A 25,815-nucleotide genomic window follows, 5' to 3' on the forward strand; every position below is an offset into this window, starting at 1 on the left:
CCCTATCGCAGGTGTGATGTGCCGATACCGAGGAACAAGTCCCCTCAGCTGACCCCAGCGTACGAGTGCAGACCGACCGTCACCAGGTTCACGAAAAATAGGTTGAACACCATTGCCACGAATCCAGCGACGTTGATCCAGGCCGCCTTCTTATCCCGCCACCCGGCGGTGGATCGTGCGTGCAGGTAGGCGGCGTAGACGACCCAGGCAACGAATGAGACCGTCTCCTTGGGATCCCATGCCCAGAACCGTCCCCACGCTTCCTCAGCCCAGATCGCTCCGAAGATCACGCCGAACCCGAAGATGGGGAATCCGAAGATGGTGGTCCGATACGCCAGCCGGTCAAGACTTTGCGCGTCGGGCAGGCGCTGAACCCACTCATGGTCCGGGAAATACATCTTGACCAGGAACAGGATGCTGGCAACCCCGGCGACCAGGAAAACACCCGACCCGAGACTCACCACGGACACGTGAATGGGTAGCCAGTACGACTGCAGCGCCGGCATCACCGGGGCGGCATAGGTGTAGAGGTATCGACCCGACACCGTGAGCAGGATCAGCACCGGAATCAACACGAACACCCACAACGCGCGATCGGTCCGCTTGCGCAGCACCACGCCCGCCGTCACCAGGCCACAGGCACAGGTGAGGTTGATGAACTCGTACATATTGCCCCAGGGCACCCGGGTGGTGGCCAGCCCTCGCAGCACGATGCACGCCAGCAGCAGCCCGATGCCCAGGTAGACGAGAGCCAACCCGGCTCCGCCAACCCGCTCACCGAGCGGACGTTTGCCCTGCGGCACCACCAGACCGGGCTGGCTGACATCGGCGGACACCACCTCACCACCGGAGCTGACGAGCTCGCGCTGGGCGGCCTTGTCGCTCTGCCGGTACGCCAACTCGATGGCCAGCAGCACCAACGCGCCCACCATCACCACGATGGCGGAGGTGAAGGCGTAATCGGAGAACCTGGCCAGGTTCACGTCGATATTGGTCGAATTCATTCGGCTCTTCCTTCCTCACCGGCCTGCTGCTCGGCCCGCTCCGCAAAGACCGGCAAACCGCTGGGCAGACTTTCCAAGCAGCGGTCGCACAACCGCTCAAACTCATCGCCCCAGCCGGAGCTGTCGGTCCGCGCCAACCCTCCGAGCTCGACATTTACCGTACCTGCGACCGTGCCCGGAGACAGCCGCGCCCAGACACGGCGGCGTTTGACGATCAGCGAAACCACCAGGCCCGCCATCATCGTCAGCGCGAAGATCAGCACCCAGAGCTGGGCGGGATCGCGGGACACCTGCAAATTCACGAAGTTGACGGCGCCGTCGAACCTGACGATGGTGCCGTCGTTGAGCTTGACCGACTGCCCCGGCAGCAGGTTGGCGCGTGCCGCCTGGTTGAGCCGTTTCTGTTCGATCATCTTCGGGTCGAGCTCGAAGATCGACTGCGCGCGGCCCGAATCCAGCCCGGTATCACCGCGGTAGATGTTGATGGCCACCGCCGGCTTGCGCATCTCCGGGAAGCTCGACGACAGCAGCGTGCCGTGTAACTGTTCGGTGGGTGCGAACAGTCCCTGGATGGCGATCTGGTTCTTGCGACGGACGTTGGGATCTGGATACGTCCCGGCCGGCGGATCGATGCGCATCGCCCCCGAGGACAGCAGCGTCGTGGGGTCATCGGGACGCCACTGGATGGTCTCGCTGCGCTGGCGCCCGTCCGGGAAGGTCACGGTGAAGGTGGGTGCGTATCCGTAGCCGAGTAGGTACACCCGGTTGCCGTTGATGCGCAGCGGGTGATTCATCTCCAGCCGGTAGGGCCGCCAACTATTGGACTGCAGGTCGCTGCCGGCTTGGTAGTCGATGTTGGATTCGAATGAATGCGCTTGTCCCGATGCGAGATATGTCGCCTTGAAGTCTTTAACCTTGACGCACAGCGGGTCCAGGCTGGTGCCGTCCACGGTGTTGCCGGCTCGGAACGAGTCGAAGGCCGCGGGCGAAGAGGAACAGAACCCTGGCCCGTTGTTGGCGATGACGATCACGTTGCCCTCGTACCCGAAGAGCTTGCCGACCGCGAACGAAACGAGCAGTCCCACCAGGGAGAGGTGGAAGATCAGGTTTCCGAACTCGCGCAGGTAACCCTTTTCTGCCGATATCTCGGTTGTCTCACCGTGCTGCCGCGTCGCCTTGCGCCAGCCCTTGAGGTGGCCCTCGATGGCCGCCGTGACGTCGGGCTGGGCGGCACGCACGGTGCTCGCCGTGTGTTTGGGTAGCCTCGCGAGGTTTCGGGGCACCGGAACCGGTTGCGCACGAAGCGCCTTGGCGTGCTCCACGGTCCGCGGGATGATGCATCCCACCAGCGAGATGAACAGCAGGACGTAGATCGCGGTGAACCAGAAGCTCGAGAACACGTCGAAGGCCTGTACCCGGTCCAGCCAGGGGCCGATGGTCGAGTGCTCCGCGAGGTACTCGTTGACCTTGCCTTCGTTGAGCGCCCGCTGCGGCAGCATCGCGCCAGGTATCGCGCCGAGAGCAAGCAGCACCAGCAGCGCCAGCGCAGTGCCCATGGACGTCAGGCCGCGCCAGGTGTTCCGTGAGTAAGCAAGGAGACGCTTCGCGATCGTCATTAGATGGGCAACCTCGCGTCAGTCACAAATGAATCGCGCACCCAGGCAACGAAATCGGCCCACACCCCGGTCACCAGCGCGATCCCGACCACCAGCAGTGCGATACCACCGATGACCTGGATGGTGCGGGTGTGCCGGCGTAGCCAGGCCATGCCGCGCACGGCGCGCGCCGACCCGAAGGCCAACAGCAGGAACGGGATACCCAGCCCGAGGCAGTAGGCGATCACCAGCATGATCCCGCGGCCCACGTCGGCGCCCTCGGTGGCCGATGCCACCGCGACCACACCGGTCAGCGTCGGGCCCAGACACGGCGTCCACCCCAGCGCGAACACCGCACCCAGCAGCGGCGCTCCGGCGACCGTCGAGAGGCGGCGCGGCGTGAACCGGATATCGCGCTGCAGGGCCGGCACCAAGCCGATGAACACCAACCCCATCGCGATCGTGAGTACTCCGCCGATGCGTTGCAGCAGAACCTGATTGGTAATGAGCGTGGTTGTCATACCCATGACGGCGACGGTGCCCAACAGGAACACCGCGGTAAACCCGGCGACGAACAACAACGCCGACCCGACGATCCGCAGCCGCGCCCGACGGCCGCCGTCCTCATCTCGATCATTGGCACCCACCGCGGCGGCGAGGTAGGACAGATAGCCGGGCACCAGCGGGATCACGCACGGCGAAGCGAAGGACACCAGACCGGCCAGCGCGCAGGCACCCAGGGCCAGCAGCAGCGGTCCGCTGGTCGCCACGTCCTGAAAGGCGGAGCCTGCGTCGGCAAGAATCACTTGTCAGCCCCCGCAGGCTCTTTCGTCGATTCCTGCGCAACGCGCTGAACCACCGGCAGCAGGTCCTGGGTCAACAGCTCACGCAGGAACACCGCCGCGACTCGGTGCTGACGGTCAAGAACCAGAGTGGCGGGGATGGCACCGGTGGGGAACTTCTTGCCGAACGCGATGAGTGTGCGCATCGACGGGTCATAGATCGACTGGTACGGCACCTTGCGGTCGGTCACGAAATCCTGCGCCTTGGTGATCTCGTTGTCCCGGACATTGATGCCGAGGAACTCCACGCCCTGCGCATGGGTCGCCGTATAAACGTCTTGTAGTGCAGAGAACTCCGAGCGGCAGGGGCCACACCACTGTCCCCAGACGTTAAGGACGACGACCTTGCCGTCGAAATCGCCCAGCGACAAGGTCTTTGTGGGGTCGAGGAGACTGGGGCCCTCGATGGGACCGGGGGTCTGGCGAGCCCCGGGCGGATCGTAGAAGAGGTCGGTCTTGCCGCCGGGCGAGACGAACTGAAACTGTCCGCCGCGGGCCACCGCGTCATCACCGGTGGCGCAGCCCGTCAATGCGGCAGAGCTCAGCAGTACCAGCGCGGCCATCGCCGCGACCACACGTCGCACTGACTACCCCGCCGGTTCCGAGTACACGACGTCGACCAACTCGGGCCCCTCGAATACGAGCGAGGTGAGCGACGCGACATTGCACTGGCGCTTGCGCGGGTCGTGCCAGAGTCGCTTGCCGAGCAGATGCTGGCGCGCGGTCCACACGGGCAACTGATGGCTCACACACACCGCCTCGGCCCCCTCGGCAGCGGCACGCGCACGGTCGATCGCGGCCGTCATCCGGTGCGCGATATCGCCATACGGCTCTCCCCAGGAGGGGGTGAACGGGTCGCGCAGCTTCCACCAGTTGCGCGGGTCGCGCAATGCACCGTCACCCACCGACACCTTCATCCCCTCGAAGGAGTTCCCAGCCTCGATGAGATCGTCATCGGTGACGATGGTGAGCCCGTGGGCTTCCGCGATGGGCGTGGCGGTTTGCTGAGCGCGCAATAGCGGCGAGGCGATTACCGCGGCAATCTTGTTGTCCACCAAAGATTTCGCTACCGTCGCCGCCTGCGCCTGACCCTTGTCTGACAAGCGGAAGTTCGGCAGCCGGCCGTACAGAACGCCCTCGGGATTGTGTACCTCGCCATGGCGCATCAAGTGAACGATGGTCCGGGTCTGGGATGAGCCGCTTGCGCGAAGACCGTCAGTCACGGGTTTCTTACCTCTCCTCAACAGAGGCCGCGGCGCGAGCAGCGGCAGGCAAAGCGTCGGCGATACGGTCGAACGCCTCGTCGTCGAGGGCGGTGGAAACGAACCAGGTCTCGAACGCGCTCGCCGGCAGGTACACGCCTCGACTCAGCAGCGCATGGAAAAACGCGGGATAGCGCCATGTTTCGGTCGCCTTGGCGCTCTGGAAGTCGCGCACCGGCTCGACACCGAAGAAGACGCTGAACATGTTGCCTGCCCGGCTGATCTGATGCGGCACACCCTCGGAATCCAGCGACGCGGTGAGCAGTCCGATGATCGCGTCGGCGTTGCGGTCAAGGGTTTCATAGGCTTTCGCGTCCGCCGCCCGCAACGAGGCGAGCCCGGCGGCGACCGCGATCGGATTGCCCGATAGCGTGCCCGCCTGGTAGACGGGCCCCAGCGGTGCCAGACGCTCCATGATGTCGGCGCGACCGCCGAATGCCGCGGCCGGGAGGCCGCCGCTCATCACCTTGCCAAACGTGTACAGATCGCCCGGCACCTGTTCGACCCCGAACCAGCCGGAGCGACTGACCCGGAATCCCGTCATCACCTCATCCATGATGAGCAGTGCGCCATGGCTTTCGGCGATGCGGCGCAGCCCGGCATTAAAGTCCGGGAGCGGTGCGACGGTGCCCATGTTGCCGGCGGCGGCCTCGGTGATGACCGCGGCGATCTGGTCACCGTGCTCGGCGAATGCCCGTGCCACCGCGCCGATATCGTTGTATGGCAACACAATCGTGTCGGCAGCCGCGGCGCCGGTGACACCGGGTGAAGCGGGCAGGGCCAGGGTGGCGACGCCCGATCCGGCGTCGGCAAGGAGGGCGTCCACGTGCCCGTGATAGCACCCGGAGAACTTGATGATCTTGGGTCGCCCGGTGAAGCCACGGGCCAGACGCACCGCACTCATGGTGGCTTCGGTGCCGGAGTTGACCAGACGCACGCGTTCGACCGGCGCCACGCGATCGATGATCTCGCGCGCCAGCTCGATCTCACCCGCAGTGGGCGCTCCATAAGAGGTGCCGCGGGGGGCGGCCTCCCGGATTGCATCGACCACCGCCGGGTGGGCATGCCCGAGGATCATCGGGCCCCAGGAGCAGACCAGGTCGACATACCGGTTGTCGTCGACATCGGTGAGCCAGCAGCCGGAGGCCGATCTGATGAACGGCGGGGTGCCGCCGACCGCGGCGAAGGCACGTACCGGCGAATTCACGCCGCCGGGGATGACGGCGCTGGCGTCGGCGAACAGTCGCGCGGAGTTGGGCATCGCGTCGGGCAGCGATGAGCCACTCGCGCGAAGAGCATCAGACACGGCGTCCAGTGTCTCAGCCGCCGCCAAATCGTCCACTACAGGGTGTAGTGGATCAGGCAAGTCTCAGTGCGAACGTCGGGTGATCGGCGTCGTCGGGCAGCTGGGCGAAATACCCGTCGACCACCTTCCCTGCCTTGGGCTTGTAGGCGGCGATGATGGGGGCGCGGTCGGCTACCGGAATCTCGCTGGCCAAGTAGGCCGTCGTCGTCCCCTTGACCGTGAGCGTCACCTGCGGGTTGACCCTGATGTTCTTGACCCACTGACTCTCGCCGCGGGTCGACACCAGGTACTTGACGCCATCGACGTCCACGGTGGCCACCGGGATCTGCTGCGGCTCCCCGCTGACCCGCTTGGTGATCGTCAGGGTCTCACCGATGTTGGTGACCATGGCCACCCGGTTGAAGATCTTGCGCACAAACCATGGGGGCTTGAGGTATGCCATGGATCACAGTTTGATAGGCGTATGAGGATCCCGCAATCGGTCGCACGCTTCAACAAGTACGTCACCAATCCGATCCAACGTTTGTGGGCAGGCTGGGCACCCAGCTTCGCCATCGTCGAACACAAGGGCCGCAAATCCGGCAAGGAGTTCCGGACACCCGTCACCGCGTTCCAAACTCCCGACGGGGTGGCCATCCTGCTGACCTACGGCCCCGACAGAGACTGGCTCAAGAATCTGCAGGCCGCCGGCGGCGGGAAGATCGTGCGCCGGGGCAAGACGCACGATGTGGTCAACCCACGGGTCGTCAGCCGGGATGAGGCAGCGGCGCTGGTGAAGGGCCGCACGTTCGGGCGCCTGCCGTTCGATCAAGCCGTACTGCTGACTTACGCCTAGGTTCCGCTTTCGCGAGCAGACGGGGAACCGCTACCAGATCTTCACGAACTTGTCGGGCGGGTTCACCATGGAATCACCCGTCAGGCACCCGAAATCAGCGGCGAACGGCGCGACATTAGGCACCACACCGTTGACGCGTAATGCGGCCGGGGAATGCGGGTCGCTGGCCAGTTGCGTGACGGCGTCTTCGGGTCGCTGCTTGTCACGCCAGATCCTCGCGTAGTTGAGGAAGAACCGCTGCTTGGCATTGAAGCCGACGATGCCGTTGGGCTTGTCGCCGTCGCCCTTCTTGGCCAGTTCGGCGACCAGTGCATCGTAGGCGGTGTTGACGCCGCCGAGGTCGGCGATGTTCTCCCCCAACGTGAGCTTGCCGTCGACATGCAGGTCGGGACGGCCCGGAATCGGCGCATATGCGTTGAACTGGCCCACCAGCCGGTTAGCCCGCTTCTCGAACTCCTCGCGATCATTGGGCGTCCACCAGTTGACCCGGTTGCCCTCACCGTCGAATTGGCTGCCTTCGTCATCGAAGGCGTGCGTGAACTCGTGACCGATCACCGCGCCGATACCGCCGTAGTTGAACGCGGCGTCCGCCTTCGCGTCGTAGAACGGTGCCTGCAGGATCGCCGCGGGAATGGTGATGCTGTTCTCGGTGGGGTCGTACTGCGCGTTGACCGTCTGCGGCGTCATCCCCCACAGCGACCGGTCCGTCGGATGTCCGATCTTGCCCATGTCGAAGTCGTGGTTGAACTTCAGCGCCGCGGCGCGGTCTATGTAGAAGTTATCGCCGGTCAGCTTCAACTTCGAGTAGTCCCGATTCTTGTCGGGAAATCCGACCTTGAGAATCAGCTTGTCCCACTTGCCCTTTGCGGCAAGTTTGGTCTGTGGACTCATCCAGTCGACGGCCTCGATGCGCTTACGTAGCGCCTCCTTGACATTGCCCACCACCTCGGTGGCGGATCGCTTGGCGCTATCGCTGAACGTGCGCTCGACGTATATCTCTCCCAGCGCGGGGCCGATCAACGTGTTGACGGTCTCGAGGCCCTGCTCCCAGCGCTGCTTTTGCGCCGTGGTGCCGGTGAGTGCCGACTTGTACTTGAAAGTGTTGTCGCGGAACACCTTCGACAACGCATCCGCCGACCGATGCACCGCATGGAACGTCAGATACGACTTCCAGGTGTCCAGATCGGTGGTGGCGAGCAGCCGATCGAATGTCGTGAAGAACTCGGTCTCGGCCAGCGAGAACGGCCGCGTGGCCGGGGCTCCGTGCGCCTTCAGATACGCGCCCCACTCGAAATGCGGCGTCACCGCGTCGGCCTGTTCGATGGTCACCAGCTTGTACTGGTTGGCCGGATCGCGTTGCTGCACCGGGCTGAGCGTCGCGGCGGCCAGCGCAGACTCGAGGGAGGCCACCTGCTCCGACCGGGCCTTGGCGACCTCCTGGTCCGCACCGATCAGACCGAATGTCGATGCGATGTATGCGCGGTAGGCGTCGAACACCGTCGCGTACTTCGGATCGGTGTAGTAGTCCTTCGCGGGCATGCCCAACGCGTCAGCCTTGGCGTAGCCGATCTGCTCGGTGGCATTGGCGTAGTCGGCGCCTGCCGAAAAATCGAACACCAGATGCTGTCCGGTGGCCGCGTCGGCGGCCAGGAACGCGGCAAGCTCCTCGGGCGAGGTGATCTGATCGATCGCGGCGAGCGTCGGACGAATGGGGTCGTATCCGGCGGCGTCGAGCTTCGCGTCGTCGGTCGCTGCGCGGTACAGGACGCCCACCTGATAGTTGACAGACTCGTGGTCGGCGGTGCCGAGCCCGGAGACCGCGCCGTCGACGATCTCGTGCTGAATCTTGCGGGATTCGTCGGACAGCATGTCGAAGCTGCCGTAGCTGGACTTGTCGGCGGGGATGGTGGCCTGGTCAATCCACTTGGCGTTCACAAACCCGTTGAGGTCGGCGCACGCCGCAAAGCGCATGCTCAGCTGGGCGTTGTCGAACGTCGGGATGGGCGTATCCGCCGTCACCGGAGCGGTCGGCTGCTCCCGGGTACACCCAGAAATGGACATGGCCAGCACTAACGCCGCCACACCGGCGGTTCGACTCACACGCATGCCCCCCATTTTGCCCATCAAAGCCGTCACGTCGAGCGCCTGGCCGATGAGTCGCCTGCGCGAAGAGGAAATTCACACCTGTGGCGGGTTTCACTGGGCGACGCAATTGGTTCGACTGGCTAACGGTCGTAGGCTGGCACGGGTGCCGGTGCAGGAGATGATTTTCGTCGCGCTTGCCGCGTTCGGGGCCGGCGCCATCAACGTCGTCGCCGGGTCGGGCACCCTGATCACCTTCCCCACCCTCATCGCGTTCGGCTTTCCACCCGTTGTCGCGACGATGTCGAACGCGGTCGGGCTGACGGTCGGCAGCATGACCGGCGTGTGGGGGTATCGCCGCGAACTATCCGGCCAGTGGAATCGGCTCATGTGGCAGATACCCGCGGTGCTGATCGGCGCGCTCATCGGATCGTTCCTGCTGCTGCATCTTCCCGAGAAAACATTCGTCACCATCGTGCCGGTGCTGCTCATCCTGGCCCTTGTGCTGGTGGTGGTCGGCCCGCGCATCCAAGCCTGGGCGCGGCGACGCTCGGAGGCGCAGGGGCTGGACCCCGAGCATGTCCCTCCTGGCCGGATGGCCGCGCTGACGGGCGGCAACTTCCTGGTCGGAATCTACGGCGGGTATTTCACTGCTGCCCAAGGGATCATGCAGATCGCGGTGATGGGTGCGCTGCTTCCTGAGTCCATGCAACGGATGAACGCCGCCAAGAACGTGCTTGCCATGGTCACGAACATCGTTGCCGCTCTTGCCTACACGATCGTCGCCTTTGACCGGGTGAGCTGGACCGCGGCGGGGATCATTGCGGCGGGCTCGTTCGTGGGTGGGCTGGCGGGCGCGCGCTGGGGCCGCAAACTCTCCCCCAGCGCCCTGCGCGTGGTGATTGTGGCCGTGGGCCTGATCGGCTTGTGGCGCCTACTTTTCTGACCGTCGACACGCCGCCTTATGGCGGCCATGTGCGACACGAATCCACCACAGCACGGCGTGTCGACGCTCAGGCAGGCAGTTACGTGGCGTCTTGGAAGACCCCAGCCTGGGTGTATCGCAAGTTCTTCTTGGCGCGCGCACTCTCGACGAAGACGCGTATGACGGGCTCTGCATCGTTGGCCCAGGTCTTGGAATACGACAGGCTCACGATCTTGCCCTCCTCGACGCCCGAATCCTTTACCGCCGAACCCAATACCGCGGCAAGCACCGCCGGATCGACCGTGTCGCTCACGAACGCGCTCTGCTCGATTACGCCCGGCTCGTTACTGCTGACGTCCACCGGAGCGGTCTGCACCTGCGCGCCGTTGTAGCGGTACTCGTCGACGTTCTCACGTTTCTTCGGGTCAATAGCCTTGACCGCAATGGAGTAGCCCGAGACGAGAACGCTCACATAGTCGGCCGGGTTGGCGCCGACCTTCTCGTTGACCGCGGTGAACGCCTTACCGATGGTCTCAGCGTTCCACTTGCTGATGTCGTTCTGCGTCCCCGACTGCCCAGCAACCTGCGACGCAGCGGAGTCCAGTGCCTCCGTTGCCTTCCGGCGAACATCGGAACATCCCACGAGAACCAAACTCAACGCCGCACCCAGCGCGACCACACGCGTAAACACCTACGGTTCCTCCCATTGATCCTTCACAGCATTCGGTAAGGAACCTAGCGGAAGGTTCGCAGCCGCAAGCTGTTCAGTACCACGAAGACCGACGAGACGGCCATCGCCGCCCCCGCGATCATCGGGTTGAGCAAACCCAGCGCAGCGAGTGGAATGGCGGCGGTGTTGTAGGCGAACGCCCAGAACAGGTTGGCCTTGATAGTGCCAAGTGTCTTGCGCGACAACCGCAGTGCCGTCGGCACGGTGGTGAGCTCGCCACGCACCAAGGTCAGGTCGCTGGCCTCGATCGCGGCATCGGTGCCGGTGCCCATGGCCATCCCGATATCGGCGGTGGCCAGCGCGGCGGAGTCGTTGACGCCGTCGCCCACCATGGCGACCTTCTTGCCCTCGGCCTGCAGACGTCTGACGACATCGGCCTTCTCGGCGGGCTTGACTCCGGCAATCACATCACCGGCGGCAATGCCCACCTCCTCGGCCACGCGCGCGGCCACCTCGGCGTTATCACCCGTCAGCAGCACCGGGGTGATCCCCATCGCCTTCAGCTCGTCGATGGCCTGCCGACTCGACGGCTTGACCGTGTCGGCCACCTCGATCTCGCCGCGGCGCAATCCGCCCCAGCTGACCGCCGCGGTGGTGTTCTGGCCGGGGATGGCCTCGATCGAAATCTCGTGACCGTCAACAACACCCACGACGCCGATACCCGGCTCGTTGCGGAAATTGGTGACGGGAGACAACGGCAGCTTGGACGTCTGTGCCGCCGCCACGATCGCCCTGGCGACCGGATGCTCGGAGGCCGATTCCACCGAGGCCGCGATGCGCAGGATCTCCTCGGCGTCGGAGACACCGGACCCGATGCTGCGCCGCACCGCGACGACACTCATGACCCCGGTGGTCACTGTGCCCGTCTTGTCCAGCACGACGGTGTCGATGTTCTTGACGTTCTCGAGCACCTCGGGGCCCTTGATCAGCACGCCGAGCTGCGCACCGCGCCCGGTGCCCACCAGAATCGCTGTGGGGGTGGCCAATCCGAGCGCACACGGGCACGCGATGATCAGCACGGCCACCGCCGCGGTGAACGCCGATGCGAGCGGGAAGCCCAACGCAACCCAGGCCACAAACGTTAGGGCCGCGATCCCCAGCACGACGGGCACGAACACCGACGAGACCCGATCGGCAAGCCGCTGCACCTGTGCCTTGCCGGTCTGCGCGTCCGACACCAGCTGCGCCATCCGTGACAGCTGGGTATCGGCGCCAACCTTGGTGGCGCGCACCACGATCCGTCCGTGGGTGTTGACGTAGCCGCCGACAACCGGATCGCCCGCGCCAACCTCTACCGGGACCGACTCACCCGTCATCGTCGACGTGTCCAACGCCGAGTGCCCGTCGCTCACCACACCGTCGGTGGCGATCCGCTCCCCTGGCCGCACGACGAATTCGTCACCTACGGCCAGTTGGTCGACGGGGATACGTGCCTCGTTCCCGCCGCGCAGCACCGCGACATCCTTGGCACCCAAGGACAGCAGCGCGCGCAACGCCGAACCCGCCGAACGCTTGGCGCGGGACTCCGCGAACCGGCCCGCCAGCAGGAAGACGGTCACCGCCGCGACGACCTCGAAGTAGACGTGCACGTCGCCGTGGGTGTGCCCCGCGCTGGCGAACAACACCCACAGCGACCAGAGGTACGCGGAGATGGTGCCCAGCGATACCAGGGTGTCCATCGTCGAGGCGCCATGGCGGGCGTTGACGAATGCGGCGCGGTGGAAGGGATAGCCACCCCACACCAGGATCGGCGTCGTCAGCGCCGCGACCACGATCTCCCAGCCCAGGAAATGCCAGGGCATCACCATCGAGATGGCAACCACCGGGATGGCCAGGATCAGCGAACCGATGAGCCGACGCTTCAGCTGATCGTCGGGCACATCGTGGTTCATGTGATCGTGCGAATCATGCCCGGCATGCTCACGCTCACTGTGCTGTGAGCCCCCGGTCACCTTGGCTTGGTAGCCCACCGATTCGACGGCCTTGACCAGATCCGCGTCGGAGATCGAACCGTCGTGCTCGACGCGGGCGCTTTCCAGCGCCAGGTTCACGCGCGCGGTCACACCCGTGATCTTGTTCAGCCCCTTTTCCACACGGGAGGCGCACGAGGCGCATGTCATCCCGTGCAGCTGCAGATCAGTGGTCTCCATGACCGTAATCATACCCCTGGGGGGTACCAATGCAAGCGGCTGTCCGGTGATCACGAACACCCCGAGATATCGCCATGACCAGGAATATTCCGGCGACAGCGGTGAGTGCGAGCGCTCGGGCCACGCAGGCGCCGTCCAAGGCGGTGAAGTACAGCGTCGGCTCGCCCTTCGCCACGGGCGCCACCTCGGTGGGTATGCGGGCGGCCACCGCCGCCCAGCAGGCCAGCGCAATCGCCACCGCCGCGATGGCGAGATCCACCACTACCCGCGTTCCAAACTTCACCACTTCTCACTTTCGATATCGATTTCCGGATCGTCGCCCAGATCCATGCCGGCCGGCGGCGCGGGCACCAACGTGGTGAGCGCCGCACGTAGCTCTTCATGCTTCTTGGCCCAGGCCTGCGCACGACGCCCCCCGGCCAGCCGCAGACCGACCGGTTTGCGTCCCTTCGGCACACCCGTCAGTTCGCCGAGCGGACGAGCTTCCTCCCAGACATGCCGGTCGGCGTCGGGATACAGCCACTTAATGTGGCTGACGGAGACGGTCTCGGTGCCCTGACGAAGCTCGGTGGGGGTCAGCTCCACACTCGCGTGGACCCGCGCGGCGTAGATCTGCAGAGCAATGAAGAAGGCCACCACCGCCGCGACGACGACAGGCATGAAGAAGTTGATCCCCGCCTTGCCCCAAATCTGCAGACCAAAGATGATCAACCCCGCCAGCGGGCCCAGCAGCAGCCAGCGCCACCGACTGCCCGGCTCGTAGAAAAGCCTTTCCTCGGCGGTCGATGCCTCAGACATGTTCATTCCCATCGAACCAGTCCTGCGCGGTAGGCCTGATGATCAGCACATTGGCCACGATCAGGGACAGCGCGGCGATAAGCAGCACCGGGCCTACCGACCCGGAACTGGCCATCGCGATGGCGCCGAGCACTGAGACCACCGAAAGCGCGATCAACGCTCGGCGAAAACGCTTGTCCCCCTGTCGCGTCCGCCCGGCAAGAAACGCGATGCCGATCGCCAACAGAATGCACAGCACCCCCCACGCCCGAGCGAAGGCGATGAGGTTTCGCACCTGCTCATCGGTCACCTCGGGCTTGGCATGGGCACGCAGCTCGGCGAAGCGCTGACTGACACCTGCCAACCCGTTGAGGAAAAGCAAGGCCGCCGAAACCACCCAGAACCAGAACGCCACGTCGACGATGCGCGGGCGAGGTTGATCGGGTGTCATTCGGGCAGCGTATCGGGGTGCTAGCGCTGCCTCGTCAGGTACGCGGTGGAGTCCTCTCGATGCAGCAGGAACAACCCACCACAGATCAGGACAGCCGCAGTGATCCCCGAGAGCGCCTGCACGATCGCCGGCACCCCCTCCAGGCCGAACATCCGTGTTGCGGTGAACACCACCGATCCCACCGCTCCACCGGTCAGAAAGGTCCGCGCCAGCCGATAGCCCGCGCGCATCAGGAAGATCGCAGTGGCGACGAGGGAACCCACCACAACGACGATGAACCCGTTGAAGGCGTACACCGACCACAGCGGGGCGGCCTTGCGCACCTCGGGGTCCACTTCCCATTGCCCGACGTTCGCGGCCATATAGCTCACGATCATCAGCGGAAGCGCGGCCAGCCACAGCCAGCAGCCGGTGTCGATATCGATGGGTCGCGGCTTGGCCGGATCGCTCGGGGGTTGTCCAGCCAATCCGCCGGAATGGTGCGGATCGGGATACATCACCCGACCACGGTAGTGGAGGGCGACGAAGCAGTGCTCAGGGCAACGCAGGCGGCTACAGATGTAGTGCCAGAATTCCTCGTGGTAGCCGGTTTCAGCCTCACTGCCAGCTACGATTGCGTGCTATGGGGACGCCGATCATCACCGGCGCCGGGGGCAGGCTGACGCACAAGCTGCGCGACTGGCGCAGCTGGGTTGAACCGAAACACATCTGGTGGGCGCTGCTGATCGTCGCGCTGGCCGTTTCTGCCATTTTCGGCGGGCTCCGCACAACGAATCCGAAAGCCAAATACGTCGAACTCAGTGCCGGCCAAACCTTCAAGGGAAACCAATTCCACGTGACCGTGTTGTCCGCCAGACGGGAGTTATTGGGATGGGGTAACAATATCGGCGCCAACGCACCCGGGCGCACCCCGCCGCCCGCGGGCCAGGTGTACCTCGTCATCGAGGCCGACGTCGAGAACGTCAGTGCAGAGGCCGCGGATGTCCCGGCAAAATCGGGAGTCGACGGTTCAGGGCCCGCACTCGTACAGGCGGGGCTTAAGCCCGACAAGCTATCCAACCTTGGTGGCATCCGGATCGACTACCCGGCAGCCACCGAACTTGTCCAGCCTGACTTAACCAACCGGATGGCATTCGTCATCACCGGTGCCGCCGACAAGCTGCGGGTAGGTACCGCCCTGACGGTTCAGGTCAACGATTTTGAGTATGTCCCGAAGACCGCGCCGCAGGAAGGGTACGAGTGGGCAGCCTCCGATAAGCACGGCATCTACCGCCTGACCATCGAGGACAGCCGGTGAAACGCAGGCCACTGCTACGCCGCGCCATTGTCTGGATCACCGCGACGGTCCTCATGGCTATCGCCATCTTCTTGCGCAATCACCAAGTCGACGATCAAAATGCTCACGCGCCCATCGATATTCATGGCAGCGTGGAGCAGCCGCTAGTAGGCCGGAACGTCACCGCATCTGTCGACCGCGTACGACTTACCCCACTTATCCATGCCGATTGGGGTGATGACAAGCCCGACGACTTCCGCGCACACAACGATGCGACATTCGTCGTATTCGAGGTGACCGTCGCGAGCGTCGTCGCAAATGGATTCGGGTTCAGCGACTTCCACATCGGCGACAAGACTTTCGGATCTCAGTACGTCGGGTTCCCACCTAGCATCGAGCAATTGACCCCAGGATTCCCCTCGAAGGGACGCATCACCTTTGAGATACCGGGCTCGCTGACGCAATCCGTGGGCTATCTCCGAGTCGTGGGCGACAAAGATCCCCGGCTGGACTCCCGACTGGTGTTCGCCGTCGATCTCACGAAAGTTGAACGGCTTCCATCTATCACCCTCAAACGAGGAATCGCCGGATGACGAGCTGGTTGCGTCGCAACACCCTCGCTCTCGCGGTGATCGGGATCATAGTTCCGCTGTACTACTTCATTGGCTTTGTGCCGCGGTTCAACGAGTACGCAAAGACCCGCTCCCCAGATCCTGACATCACGGTCCAGTACGGCCATTCGACGGAACTCAGGGGAACGACCTGGTCGGTGCAGAAAGTGCTGCGAGAGAAGGAGAGTCGATCCGCATTCAGCCCCGGACCGCTTCCCGATGGCTATGAGACCTTCAGAATCCTGTTCGGCCGTGAGCCCGCGGGGGCTCCTACGATCGGTACGCACTGCGAGGCAACCCTGGTAGCCGGCGAAATCCGTTGGGGATACCGAATAATGGGGTATGGCGTTGGCGGGACAAATGTCAACATCTCCAAAGGTCCAGCCGACACCACCACTCGCTGTGACGAGCCGGAGACTTTTCAACTGGGTTTTCTCGTCCCTAAGGGAACAAACCCGGACGCCGTGGAGATCGCATTCAGTTTCAAAGATGCCACCGAGCAGAAACCCACGGTCGTACGATTCGTGTTGCCGCGCTAGGCCTTCGTGGTCGCGGCTACAGATTCGCGGTTGCGGATTCCCTGTACGAACAACGCGTAAACCCACACAATCAGACAGGTCCGCAGGATCCACAGCACCAAGTCGGCGATAGCGCCAATAGCGGGAGAAACCGCCATCCACCAATCGATGCTGTGCGGTCCCACCAGCTCGAAAATCTGCCGGACCAGCCAGCCCGGCCTCCCTGGCACCTCACCCCGGTTCCCAAGCAGCCACACCACACCGGTGTAGCTACAGATGTACAGGGCTAGCGGCACCGGACCGACGTGCGTGATCACGTATACGGCATCGCGCAGCGCGTTAACCTGCGCCTCAAATGGCCACGCGAACAGCGGTGTACTGCGCTTCTGCCCCAGCCATTCCGCCGCCGCCTCTCCCCTGCGCCCACCAAGCACCGCCCGACGGGCATCCGCCCAGTTCGTGGAGGGGACGAGTGCGTACACCACACCGGCCATCGCAAGCCAGCCCAACGGGACCACGGACACCGCGACCACCTGCCCCACCAGCCAAGCGGCCGCCGACCACACCGTCTCGGCCCCGGGGATATGCGACATCAACTCCTGACGTTCCTGCATCACCCAGACGACGACCTGTCGGTGCTCCAACCAATTCTTGACATTCAGGTTGTTCAACCAGTTGCCGATGAGCAGATAAATCCATGCGGCTTCGAAATAGAACTCGATCAGAACCACCCAACGAGGCAGCCGGTCACGAAATCGCTTGAGCCCCAGGCGAAGAAACAGCACGATCGCAACGACGATCAGAGTCAGCATCGTGACCTGGATGAGGTAGCCACTATTGTCCCGGAAAACCGTGGCGTTGTATGCCTCGAACTGGAAGTCGTCGTAATCGTTGACCACGTACTTCCAGCCTGTGTAGAACGCAATAAAGGGCAGCACCGCGGACGTCATTGAGCTGGTGACCTGTTGACGCCTGCTAGCCGGTGCATCCGGCGTTTGTGGCGGCCAGTTCTCGATCGCGGGACGCATCACCAACAGCATCCCGATGAGGGCGCCAAGTTGAGCTAACAATGCCAACGGCAGCACAAAGGCGGACAACAGCGGATGGATGGTGGTCACCTTGACCGCGAGACGCATGAACAAGCCGCCGACAAAGTGACCAACCAAATACAGCGCAATCAGCTGCGGCAGCACCGCCCACGCACGCGCGGCCACGGTCCGCAACACCCCCAGCATGACGCGATCCTAAGGCCTGCTCGGCGATGGGACACGCAGCACGGCAAACTCGGTACTACACCTCTAGTCGGCGAGCCAGCCCGCGACATCGGCCGCCCAATAGGTCAGCACGATATCGGCGCCCGCGCGCCGGATCGAGGTCAATGTTTCCAGCGCCATGGCCTGCAGGTCGATCCAGTTGTTCTGCGCGGCAGCACAGATCATCGAGTACTCTCCCGACACCTGATACGCCGCGACGGGTACCGGCGACACATCGGCCACCTGCCGCAGCACATCGAGGTAGGCCATCGCCGGCTTCACCATGAGAATGTCGGCGCCCTCGTCGACATCGAGCTCGGCCTCGCGCAGCGCTTCGCGCCCGTTGGCCACGTCCTGTTGATAGGTCCGCCGGTCTCCCCGCAGCGAGGAACCCACGGCCTCCCGGAACGGCCCATAGAACGCCGAGGCGTACTTGGCGGCATAGGCCAAGATGATGACGTCGGTGTGCCCGGCGGCGTCCAAACCGTGACGAATGGCGGCAACCTGACCGTCCATCATGCCGCTGGGAGCGACCACGTGCGCGCCCGAATTGGCCTGCACCACTGCCATATCCACGTACTGCTTGAGCGTCGCATCGTTGATGACCCGGCCCGTTGCGTCGACGATGCCGCAGTGTCCGTGATCGGTGAACTCGTCCAGGCAGGTGTCCGCCATCAGCACCGTCGAGTCACCGAGATCACCCGCCAAAATCGACAGCGCCCGGTTGAGGATGCCATCGGGCGCCAGTCCGGCACTGCCGGTGGCGTCCTTGTCCTTCCCCTGCGGAACACCGAACAGCATGAGCCCGCCGACGCCGGCCTTCACGGCGTCATGAGCAGCGATCCGTAGTGATTCCAGGCTGTGCTGCACCACGCCCGGCATGGACGCGATCGGGCGCGATTCCGTCACGCCGTCGGCCACGAACATAGGCAACACCAATTGCCGTGGTGCCAACGTTGTTTCGGCCACCAACCGGCGGATCGCCGGGGTGGCCCTCAGCCGACGCGGACGCTGGTTCGGAAAAGACACGGCAACGGCCTCCGTTATGTCTCCGCTTACCTTCTGCGGCTCTTCTTACGCGGGGGCGGCAGCGCACCCTCGGTACGCAACCGGGCTGCGTGCTCAGCAAGCGCCTCGACCAGCGGACCGACGGCAGCGGTCTCCGGCTGCACATCCACCCGCAGGCCGAATTCGATTGCGGTCTCGGCGGTTTTGGGTCCGATGCACGCCACGATGGTGCGGGCGTGCGGCTTCCCGGCGATACCCACCAGGTTGCGGACGGTCGAGCTCGAGGTGAAGCACACGGCATCGAAGCCACCGGTCTTGATCATCTCGCGCGTCTGTGCCGCTGGCGGGGCCGCCCGCACGGTGCGGTAAGCCGTCACGTCATCGATTTCCCAGCCGCGCTCACGCAGGCCCTCGGCGAGGGTTTCGGTGGCGATATCGGCCCGGGGCAGCAGCACCCGGTTCACCGGATCGAAAACGTCGTCATGGGGCGGAAACTCGTCGAGCAGACCCAGCGAGGACTGCTCGCCCTCGGGGACGAGCTCGGGGTTAATACCGAAGGCGCGCACCTTGTCGGCGGTCGCCTGGCCCACGCACGCGATCTTCACACCGGAGAACGCGCGAGCATCCAGACCGAACTCGCCGAACTTCTCCCACACCGCACGCACCGCGTTGGTGGAGGTGAAGACCACCCACTGGTAGCGACCGTCGACCAAACCCTTGACGGCCCTTTCCATTTGGGCGGGGCTGCGCGGGGGCTCCACGGCGATGGTGGGCACCTCCACAGGCAGGGCTCCGTACCCGATGAGCTTGTCGCTCATCTCGCCGGCCTGGTCCTTGGTGCGTGGCACCAACACGGTCCAGCCGTACAGTGCGCGGCTCTCCCACCAATTGAGCTTGCTGCGGCCACTCACCACGCGGCCGATCGTCAGCACCAAAGCACCGGTCATCGGTCCATGTGGGTCGTTGGCGTCCACCGGAACACCGTCGATCAGCGTGGCCAGCGTGGTCTCCACCGTGCGCTGCGCGCAGGTGGTGCCCTGCGCCGTCACCGCGACCAGAGTCTGATCGGAGAGCCCGTGCTCAAGAAGGGCCTTGGCGGCGTCGGGCACATGCGTGGGGGTTGCGTGCAGGATCAGGGGGCCGGGAGCGGCAGCCAGCGCCGCCCAGTCCACGTCACCACGTACGTCGGCGACGGTGTGCGCTGATCCCGGCGGCAGACCGGCGTAGGCGGGCACCGCGGTGCTCGACGACAGCCCGGGCAGGATCTCGAAGGCCACCTGGGTGCGGGTTACCGCGGTGACCTCAGCGAGCACCGAATCGATCGACAGCGGGTCACCGGCGACCAGCCGCACGACATCCACGCCGTTCTTGGCCTCGGCAACCAAAGTCTTGGCGACATCGGCGGGATCGCCCAGTGCGGGACGAATGTCGATGGTGAGTACCGGCTCGGCGGCGGCCTCAGTGTCACCCGAAGTGGAAGCGTCATCGCTACCCACCGCGGGTTTGACGGGCGGAGACCCGGCGGAAGGCAGGTCTGCGATGTCCAACGCGGAGCCGACGAGATCGAGCACCGCCTGCGGCACGTCGGGATCGGTGAACACCACCGTGGCACCGGTCAGCACCGCGCGCGCTCGAACCGTCAACAGACCAGGATCTCCGGGTCCGGAACCAACGAACAGGATGCGCCCTGGCTTCTTGCGCCCTCGGGTCACTACTGCCTCCCAATCAACGACGTTACGTCGCGCTATGCCGTGCCTATCAACGGCCCATCAGTGCTCGCGCACCGAGATCAAGCAGCTCCCTCGCAACCGCGAGCCCTAGCTCTGCGGCCCGCTCAGGGGTGCCAATCCCGGAGGCCCGAATCACGTCAGATCCGTCCAGCGCCGCCGCACACCCGCGCAGCGACAGTTCGTCGAAGACGCGGCCATCCTCATCAATCGACTCGACCACCTCAGCGATCGCGCCGACCGGTGCGGTACACCCCGCCTCCAGCTCGGCAAGCAGCGCCCTTTCGGCAGTCACCGCGGCGCGCGAGTCGGTGTGATCGAGTTCCGCCAGCACAGCCACCAGATCGGTGGCCTCACTGCGGCACTCCACCGCCAGCGCTCCTTGAGCCGGTGCGGGCAACATCTGCACCGGCTCCAGTGACTCGGTGATGCGGTCCAGACGTCCGATACGGGCCAAACCCGCTCGAGCGACTACCACAGCATCAAGATCACCGTTAGAGACCCTGCTCAACCTGGTATCCAGGTTGCCTCTTAGGGGGCGAATTTCCAAACCGAGACCCAGTGCTCTAAGCTGCGCGGCCCGTCGCGGCGACGAGGTACCGATGACGGATCCCGCGGGCAACTCCCCCAACACCAATCCGTCACGGGCCACGAGGGCGTCCCGATAGTCCTCACGAGGCGGAATGGCGGGGATGACGAACCGCGGATCGGCGGCCGTCGGCAAATCCTTGTAGGAATGCACGGCAACATCGACGACGTCATCGGCCATAGCCTCCCGAAGAGCGGCCGTGAACACCCCCACACCGATTTGCTCGACGGGTGCCGCAGACTGGTCCCCCGCCGTCGTCACGATCACCAGCTCGGCTTCGTGCCCATTCGCGCGCAGCGCATCCCGGATTACCCCGGCCTGAGTCGTCGCTAACAGACTGCCGCGGGTACCAATTCGGATCATGGATGAGCCTCTCGGGCGAAGACAGTCGGAATCAACGAGCCAGATGGGTAATGACGATCAACCACGGCTCTGTTCGCGTGTGTTTTTGGCCAATTCCGGTGCAGCCAGCGGTAATTCACCCGCAGTGGCCACTGCCTCCACGGCGTGCGGGTCGAGCTCGAAGAGCTCCCGCAGCGCCTCGGCGTAACTGTCCCCGCCGGGTGCCGAAGCCAGCTGCTTCACCCGCACCGTGGGGGCGTGCAAAAGCTTGTCGACGACACGGCGAACCGTCTTGGCGACCTCGTCGCGTTCGGTACCGGCCAAGCTCGGCAGGCGCCCGTCCAGGCGCAGCAGCTCGGCCTCCACCACCTCGGCGGCCCGCTGACGCAACGCCGTCACCGTCGGGGTGACCTCGGCCATCCGCTCACCGGTCAGATACCGAGCGACCTCGTCGTTGACGATCTGGCGGGCCGCACCCGCATCGTTGGCGGCCGCACGCGCGGTGGGCTCACGCTGGATGCGCTCCATGTCCACCACGACCACACCGGGCAGCCCGGCCACCGTCGGATCGACGTCGCGCGGCATGCCCAGGTCGCAGAACACCAGTTGACGTCCGCCGCCCAGCGCTCGGTGCACGTCGGCCAGCGAGATCACCGGGCGCACCGCGCCGGTGCACGACACCACCACATCGGCCTGTGCCAGCGCCTCGTCCATGTTGTCCAGCGTGATGGCGTGCGCGTTGATACCGGCCTCGCGAGCGGTCGCGGCGAGCCGCTGCGCACGCTCGGCGCTGCGGTTGACGATCCACAAGTTGTCGATACCGGCACGGATCAGTTGTGCGGTGGCCAAGGATCCCATCGCGCCGGCGCCGACAACGGCGGCGGTGCGTCCGGGCAGGCCGTCGAGCTTGCGAGCGGCCAGATCCAGCGCCACCGACACCACCGAGGCGCCCGCCGCATCAATGCCGGTCTCCGAATGCACCCGCTTGCCCACACGCAGCGCACTCTGCGACAGCTCGTGCAGCACCCGGCCCACCGCCTGATGCGCTTCGGCGGTGGCGTAGGCGTTGCGCACCTGGCCCAGCACCTGCTGCTCGCCGATGACCATGGAGTCCAGGCCGCTTGCCACCGCGAAGAGGTGCTCGACGGCGGCCTCGCTGTACCGGACGTAGGCGTACTTGGTGAGCTCGTTCATATTCAACGCGGCGTGCTGGGCGATGGCCTCACCGATGACTGTCAGACCGCCGTGAAAGGCCTCGACCACGGCATATACCTCGATGCGGTTGCACGTCGAGAGCACCATGACCTCGGAAACGAGGGGGGATTGCAGAATCTGTTCGATGATCTTGGGCTGGTCGGACTCGCCGATCGCCAATTTCTCCAGCACCGGCACGGGGGCGCTACGGTGCGAGGCTCCGAACAGCAGCACACTCACCGCAGGTCACTCCGAAAACAGCGCGGACAGGCTACATCCCCAGCGTGAGGCTCTTCGCGCAAGCGGCTCATCAGTGCCGTCTGTTCTTCGCGCACGCGGCTCATCACCGGCCAGCTCCCTTGCTTTGGTGAGGGTCGAACTTCTAGAACGGTAGCCCGTAAATAGCCAGTGGGCAAAATCCAAACAGCCTGTTATTTGTCCCGTTTCAGGTCGGCCCGAAGCCGCGGTTCATCGACTTCCCAATAGCTGTGCTCGTGACCGTCCAGCAGCACCACGGGCAGACGGTCGCCGAACTCTGCCCGCAGCGAAGAATCGGTGACCGCCGCCTCGTCCACATCGGTCACCGTGAGCGGGACATCGAACTCGTCGGCGAGGGCCCGCAGCTCGCGGTGCGCCTGTTCGCACGCCGAGCAGCCCATCCGGGTCAGCAGCGTTAGCGACGTCATATGCCAATTCTGCCACCAGGTCCCCGCGCAGCCCGCGCCGCTCAGTAGGGTTGAACCGCATTCGGAAACGGCGCACAGGAAGGGCGGGTAAGCCAGGCATGACCAGCCCCCAGATCAACGGCGAACCCCCTGCCGAAGGCTCCCCGGACGAGCAGCCGCTCGTCGACGCTGCGGCGCAGGAGCTGGCCGAGGATGTAGCACGGGCCGCGTCCTTCGCCGAGGCCGACGCGGCAGCGGAAGTCGAGGAGGCACCCGGTCCCCCGCCGGCAGATCTCACGGCGGCGGCGTTCTTCGACGTCGATAACACGTTGGTACACGGGTCTTCGCTGGTCCATTTCGGCCGCGGCCTGGCGCAGCGCGATTACTTCCAGTACTCGGACATGCTTCAGTTCGTCTGGGCGCAGGCGAAGTTCCGGTTGACGGGTCGCGAGAACTCCGACGATGTCGCAGCCGGTCGCCAGAAGGCGCTGTCGTTCATCGAAGGCCGCAGCGTCGACGAATTGGTCTCGCTCAGCGAGGAGATCTACGACGAGACGATCGCCGAGAAGATCTGGCCGGGAACCCGCGCGCTGACGCAGATGCACCTCGATGCGGGACAACAGGTGTGGCTGGTGACCGCGACGCCCAAGGAGCTTGCGGACACCATCGCGCGGCGGCTAGGGCTCACCGGCGCGCTGGGCACGGTCGCCGAATCAGTGGATGGGGTGTTCACCGGACGGCTCGTCGGCGACATCTTGCACGGGCCAGGCAAGGCGCGCGCGGTACGCAACCTGGCCATCCGTAACGGCCTGAACCTCAAACGCTGCACCGCGTACAGCGACAGCGTCAACGATGTGCCGATGCTCTCGCTCGTCGGTACCGCAGTGGCCATCAATCCCGACGCGGAGCTACGGGATGTGGCACGGCGCCGCGGGTGGGAGGTCCGCGACTTCCGCACCGCCCGCAAGGCGGCCCGCGTCGGTGTTCCGTCAGCGGTACTGCTCGGCGCCGCGGGCGGAGCATTGGCGGCCGCGCTGGCCCGTCGAGAGAAGTGACCGTCACGCATTACCGCTGCTGATAGGCTCAGCGCCGCTCGAACTGCCTCGATTCTTCACTGACCTTGCTGCGAAATGAGTTAATCCATGGCTATCCGCCAAGACATCATCGGAACTCACTACCGCTACCCCGATTACTTCGAGGTCGGCCGCGAGAAGATGCGTGAATTCGCCTCGGCCATCAAGGACGAGTGCGAGGTGAACTCCGGCGTCGTTGCCCCCGTCACCTTTCTGGCGGTCGCGGGCCGGCGCGTGCAACACAAGATCTTCACCGAGATGGATCTGCCCATCAACGTGGCGCGGGTGCTGCACCGCGACCAGAAGCTCAAGTTCCATCGCCCGGTCCGGGTCGGCGACAAACTGTATTTCGACAGCTACTTGGACAGCGTGCTGGAGTCGCACGGCATGGTGACCGCCGAGGTGCGCGCCGAAGTCACCGACGCCAGCGGCGAGCCGGTCGCGACGAGCATCGTCACCATGATCGGCGAGGCGGAGGGGCACGAAACCGACACGGCCTCCATGGCCGCCAATATCGCCTCTCATCGCAAGGGCTAGATGCGCCTTCGGCTAAAACGGAAGGCGCTGGGAGTGGTTCCGAACCAGCGCTTGCAGGATCGGGTGAACACACTCTGCTCGGCGTAGCCAAGCTGCCGGCTCACATGCCCCAGACTCAGATCGGTATCGGAGAGCAGCCGCTCGGCGGCCTCACGGCGGGTCTCGTCCACGAGCTCGGCGAAGGTGGTGTCCTCGGCGGAAAGTCGTCGCTGCAGCGCCTTCGGATGCACACCGAGATGTAATGCGATGTCTTCCAATCCGATCGCCCCGGTGGGCAGCAGCTGCCGGATGAGGATCCGGGCCATCTGACTGGAATCCGGTTTGCGGTTGGCGAGGGTGCCCGTCAAGTAGTCGATGGCGGTCTGGTGCACGAGAAGGTCTTTGGGCAGCGATCTCTGCATGTCGGCAGCGCGCAGGGTGAACCCGCCGACGGGCTCACAGAAGTACGACTGGCAGCCGAAGTACCGCTGGTATCCCGATGCCGCGGTGAGGGCTTGGTGCGGCAGGTGAACAGATACGGGCCGATAATTGCTGCCGAGGAAATGGTGCAACACCCGCAGTGTGACACCCAAGGACAGCTCGACCGCCTGTGCCTGCGGCGGCGCCGGGTTGAGTAGATACTCGAACTCAAACCGGCACAGTGCAGGATCGGGATGACCGGTGATCCGGGCGTTGATGGCGGGACAGTATGCGGCCATGAACTTTTCGAGGATGGCGAAGGCATCGGACACGGTCGCCGCGGTGCGTGCCGCCAACCCGACGGGCCCCAGAATCTCGATACCCTGCCGCCGAGCCAATTGCCGTCCGAAGTCGGGCGCCTTCAAGGCCACGGCGGTGTCCTCCAGCGCGCGTGCCCCATTCGGCAAGGAGATGAAACGCTCATAGGATCCGGCGTCGGCGGGCGAAACCCGGGCCCCGGCAAGCAGTTTGCTGCCATCGCCGCCGAGCTCGGCCACCAGTTGGTGGTAATTGGTCAGCGCCGAGCCTCTGATCACCGACATGTCCCAAACTGTCAAATAATTGTCGTCCAATGTCAAGACAAGCAGGTCGGAAGTGCTGCACG

28 protein-coding genes are annotated in these 25,815 nt (G+C 64.8%); 7 read left to right on the forward strand and 21 right to left on the reverse strand.

Annotated features, from left to right (window positions below):
* Positions 1-44: 44 nt before the first annotated feature.
* From ccsB to FZI91_RS04695, 7 genes are all read right to left on the reverse strand, one after another.
* Positions 45-1,004 (reverse strand): c-type cytochrome biogenesis protein CcsB, encoded by a 960-nt coding sequence (gene ccsB / locus FZI91_RS04665; RefSeq protein ID WP_155937507.1) that lies wholly within the window; start codon positions 1,002-1,004, stop codon positions 45-47.
* Positions 1,001-2,620 carry a cytochrome c biogenesis protein ResB gene (locus tag FZI91_RS04670; protein WP_155937508.1) on the reverse strand — a complete coding sequence of 540 codons (1,620 nt, stop codon included), beginning with the start codon at positions 2,618-2,620 and terminating at the stop codon, positions 1,001-1,003. Before FZI91_RS04670 ends, ccsB begins: the two co-directional genes overlap by 4 nt.
* A complete protein-coding gene (locus FZI91_RS04675; RefSeq protein ID WP_162526700.1) occupies positions 2,620-3,405 on the reverse strand; it encodes a cytochrome c biogenesis CcdA family protein in 786 nt (261 codons plus the stop codon). Before FZI91_RS04675 ends, FZI91_RS04670 begins: the two co-directional genes overlap by 1 nt.
* The gene (locus FZI91_RS04680) at positions 3,402-4,025 is read right to left on the reverse strand and encodes a TlpA disulfide reductase family protein (RefSeq protein ID WP_162526699.1); all 624 of its coding nucleotides are present in this window, start codon (positions 4,023-4,025) and stop codon (positions 3,402-3,404) included. The genes FZI91_RS04675 and FZI91_RS04680 overlap by 4 nt, the downstream gene beginning before the upstream one ends.
* Before the next feature lie 3 nt (positions 4,026-4,028).
* Entirely contained in the window at positions 4,029-4,607 is a 579-nt protein-coding gene (locus tag FZI91_RS04685; RefSeq protein ID WP_155937843.1) for a histidine phosphatase family protein, read from the reverse strand.
* A 64-nt stretch (positions 4,608-4,671) separates the two neighbouring features.
* On the reverse strand, positions 4,672-5,976 hold the full coding sequence (hemL, locus tag FZI91_RS04690; RefSeq protein WP_162526721.1) for a glutamate-1-semialdehyde 2,1-aminomutase: 1,305 nt from the start codon (positions 5,974-5,976) through the stop codon (positions 4,672-4,674).
* Positions 5,977-6,061: 85 nt separating this feature from the next.
* A complete protein-coding gene (locus tag FZI91_RS04695) occupies positions 6,062-6,451 on the reverse strand; it encodes a nitroreductase/quinone reductase family protein (protein WP_155937510.1) in 390 nt (129 codons plus the stop codon).
* Between the two features lie 21 nt (positions 6,452-6,472).
* Here FZI91_RS04695 and FZI91_RS04700 point away from each other — a divergent pair, with 21 nt between their 5' ends.
* Complete coding sequence (locus FZI91_RS04700) at positions 6,473-6,844, forward strand: nitroreductase family deazaflavin-dependent oxidoreductase (RefSeq protein WP_155937511.1); 372 nt, start codon at positions 6,473-6,475, stop codon at positions 6,842-6,844.
* Between the two features lie 30 nt (positions 6,845-6,874).
* Here FZI91_RS04700 and FZI91_RS04705 read toward each other — a convergent pair whose 3' ends face one another.
* Complete coding sequence (locus FZI91_RS04705) at positions 6,875-8,968, reverse strand: M13 family metallopeptidase (protein WP_375234398.1); 2,094 nt, start codon at positions 8,966-8,968, stop codon at positions 6,875-6,877.
* Positions 8,969-9,092: 124 nt separating this feature from the next.
* Here FZI91_RS04705 and FZI91_RS04710 point away from each other — a divergent pair, with 124 nt between their 5' ends.
* Complete coding sequence (locus tag FZI91_RS04710) at positions 9,093-9,872, forward strand: sulfite exporter TauE/SafE family protein (protein WP_309224214.1); 780 nt, start codon at positions 9,093-9,095, stop codon at positions 9,870-9,872.
* 79 nt (positions 9,873-9,951) lie between these two features.
* Here FZI91_RS04710 and FZI91_RS04715 read toward each other — a convergent pair whose 3' ends face one another.
* The 6 genes from FZI91_RS04715 to FZI91_RS04740 are packed head-to-tail and all read right to left on the reverse strand — an operon-like array spanning position 9,952 to position 14,456.
* On the reverse strand, positions 9,952-10,542 hold the full coding sequence (locus FZI91_RS04715; protein ID WP_162526697.1) for a hypothetical protein: 591 nt from the start codon (positions 10,540-10,542) through the stop codon (positions 9,952-9,954).
* 44 nt (positions 10,543-10,586) lie between these two features.
* Complete coding sequence (locus tag FZI91_RS04720) at positions 10,587-12,731, reverse strand: cation-translocating P-type ATPase (protein ID WP_155937513.1); 2,145 nt, start codon at positions 12,729-12,731, stop codon at positions 10,587-10,589.
* Positions 12,718-12,990, reverse strand: coding sequence for a hypothetical protein (locus FZI91_RS04725; protein WP_309224213.1), 273 nt, complete (start codon positions 12,988-12,990; stop codon positions 12,718-12,720). Before FZI91_RS04725 ends, FZI91_RS04720 begins: the two co-directional genes overlap by 14 nt.
* Positions 12,991-13,010: 20 nt before the next feature.
* Positions 13,011-13,529, reverse strand: a complete 519-nt coding sequence (locus FZI91_RS04730) for a hypothetical protein (protein ID WP_155937515.1) — start codon at positions 13,527-13,529, stop codon at positions 13,011-13,013.
* Positions 13,522-13,959 (reverse strand): hypothetical protein, encoded by a 438-nt coding sequence (locus tag FZI91_RS04735; protein ID WP_155937516.1) that lies wholly within the window; start codon positions 13,957-13,959, stop codon positions 13,522-13,524. The genes FZI91_RS04730 and FZI91_RS04735 overlap by 8 nt, the downstream gene beginning before the upstream one ends.
* A gap of 20 nt (positions 13,960-13,979) precedes the next feature.
* Positions 13,980-14,456 carry a hypothetical protein gene (locus FZI91_RS04740; protein ID WP_155937846.1) on the reverse strand — a complete coding sequence of 159 codons (477 nt, stop codon included), beginning with the start codon at positions 14,454-14,456 and terminating at the stop codon, positions 13,980-13,982.
* 125 nt (positions 14,457-14,581) lie between these two features.
* On the opposite strand from FZI91_RS04740, the gene FZI91_RS04745 reads away from it, so the two are divergent.
* Genes FZI91_RS04745 through FZI91_RS04755 form a run of 3 tightly spaced genes read left to right on the forward strand, consistent with a single transcriptional unit; the run spans position 14,582 to position 16,385 of the window.
* A complete protein-coding gene (locus FZI91_RS04745) occupies positions 14,582-15,256 on the forward strand; it encodes a hypothetical protein (protein ID WP_155937517.1) in 675 nt (224 codons plus the stop codon).
* Positions 15,253-15,828: a hypothetical protein gene (locus tag FZI91_RS04750; RefSeq protein ID WP_155937518.1), complete on the forward strand. Its 576-nt coding sequence runs from the start codon at positions 15,253-15,255 to the stop codon at positions 15,826-15,828. Before FZI91_RS04745 ends, FZI91_RS04750 begins: the two co-directional genes overlap by 4 nt.
* Entirely contained in the window at positions 15,825-16,385 is a 561-nt protein-coding gene (locus FZI91_RS04755) for a hypothetical protein (RefSeq protein WP_155937519.1), read from the forward strand. Before FZI91_RS04750 ends, FZI91_RS04755 begins: the two co-directional genes overlap by 4 nt.
* On the opposite strand, the gene FZI91_RS04760 is transcribed toward FZI91_RS04755, so the two are convergent.
* The 6 genes from FZI91_RS04760 to FZI91_RS04785 form a co-directional block, all read right to left on the reverse strand.
* Positions 16,382-17,599: a hypothetical protein gene (locus tag FZI91_RS04760; protein WP_155937520.1), complete on the reverse strand. Its 1,218-nt coding sequence runs from the start codon at positions 17,597-17,599 to the stop codon at positions 16,382-16,384. The genes FZI91_RS04755 and FZI91_RS04760 overlap by 4 nt on opposite strands.
* 63 nt (positions 17,600-17,662) lie before the next feature.
* Positions 17,663-18,646 (reverse strand): porphobilinogen synthase, encoded by a 984-nt coding sequence (gene hemB, locus FZI91_RS04765; RefSeq protein ID WP_162526696.1) that lies wholly within the window; start codon positions 18,644-18,646, stop codon positions 17,663-17,665.
* Between the two features lie 26 nt (positions 18,647-18,672).
* Positions 18,673-20,337 (reverse strand): uroporphyrinogen-III synthase, encoded by a 1,665-nt coding sequence (locus tag FZI91_RS04770; protein WP_162526695.1) that lies wholly within the window; start codon positions 20,335-20,337, stop codon positions 18,673-18,675.
* A 46-nt stretch (positions 20,338-20,383) separates the two neighbouring features.
* Positions 20,384-21,304, reverse strand: coding sequence for a hydroxymethylbilane synthase (hemC, locus tag FZI91_RS04775; protein WP_155937521.1), 921 nt, complete (start codon positions 21,302-21,304; stop codon positions 20,384-20,386).
* A gap of 57 nt (positions 21,305-21,361) precedes the next feature.
* A complete protein-coding gene (locus FZI91_RS04780) occupies positions 21,362-22,717 on the reverse strand; it encodes a glutamyl-tRNA reductase (protein WP_162526694.1) in 1,356 nt (451 codons plus the stop codon).
* Between the two features lie 191 nt (positions 22,718-22,908).
* On the reverse strand, positions 22,909-23,163 hold the full coding sequence (locus FZI91_RS04785) for a glutaredoxin family protein (RefSeq protein ID WP_155937522.1): 255 nt from the start codon (positions 23,161-23,163) through the stop codon (positions 22,909-22,911).
* A 98-nt stretch (positions 23,164-23,261) separates the two neighbouring features.
* Between FZI91_RS04785 and FZI91_RS04790 the strand changes: the two genes are divergently transcribed.
* Positions 23,262-24,197, forward strand: coding sequence for an HAD family phosphatase (locus FZI91_RS04790; RefSeq protein WP_155937523.1), 936 nt, complete (start codon positions 23,262-23,264; stop codon positions 24,195-24,197).
* A gap of 87 nt (positions 24,198-24,284) precedes the next feature.
* Positions 24,285-24,752, forward strand: coding sequence for a MaoC family dehydratase N-terminal domain-containing protein (locus FZI91_RS04795; RefSeq protein WP_155937524.1), 468 nt, complete (start codon positions 24,285-24,287; stop codon positions 24,750-24,752).
* Here FZI91_RS04795 and FZI91_RS04800 read toward each other — a convergent pair.
* Entirely contained in the window at positions 24,749-25,753 is a 1,005-nt protein-coding gene (locus tag FZI91_RS04800; RefSeq protein WP_155937525.1) for an AraC family transcriptional regulator, read from the reverse strand. The two genes, FZI91_RS04795 and FZI91_RS04800, sit on opposite strands and share 4 nt — an antisense overlap.
* Positions 25,754-25,815: the final 62 nt, after the last annotated feature.

Origin of the sequence: Mycobacteroides sp. CBMA 271, from assembly GCF_009729205.1 — a bacterium.
In the GTDB taxonomy this organism is placed as follows: Bacteria; Actinomycetota; Actinomycetes; order Mycobacteriales; family Mycobacteriaceae; genus Mycobacterium.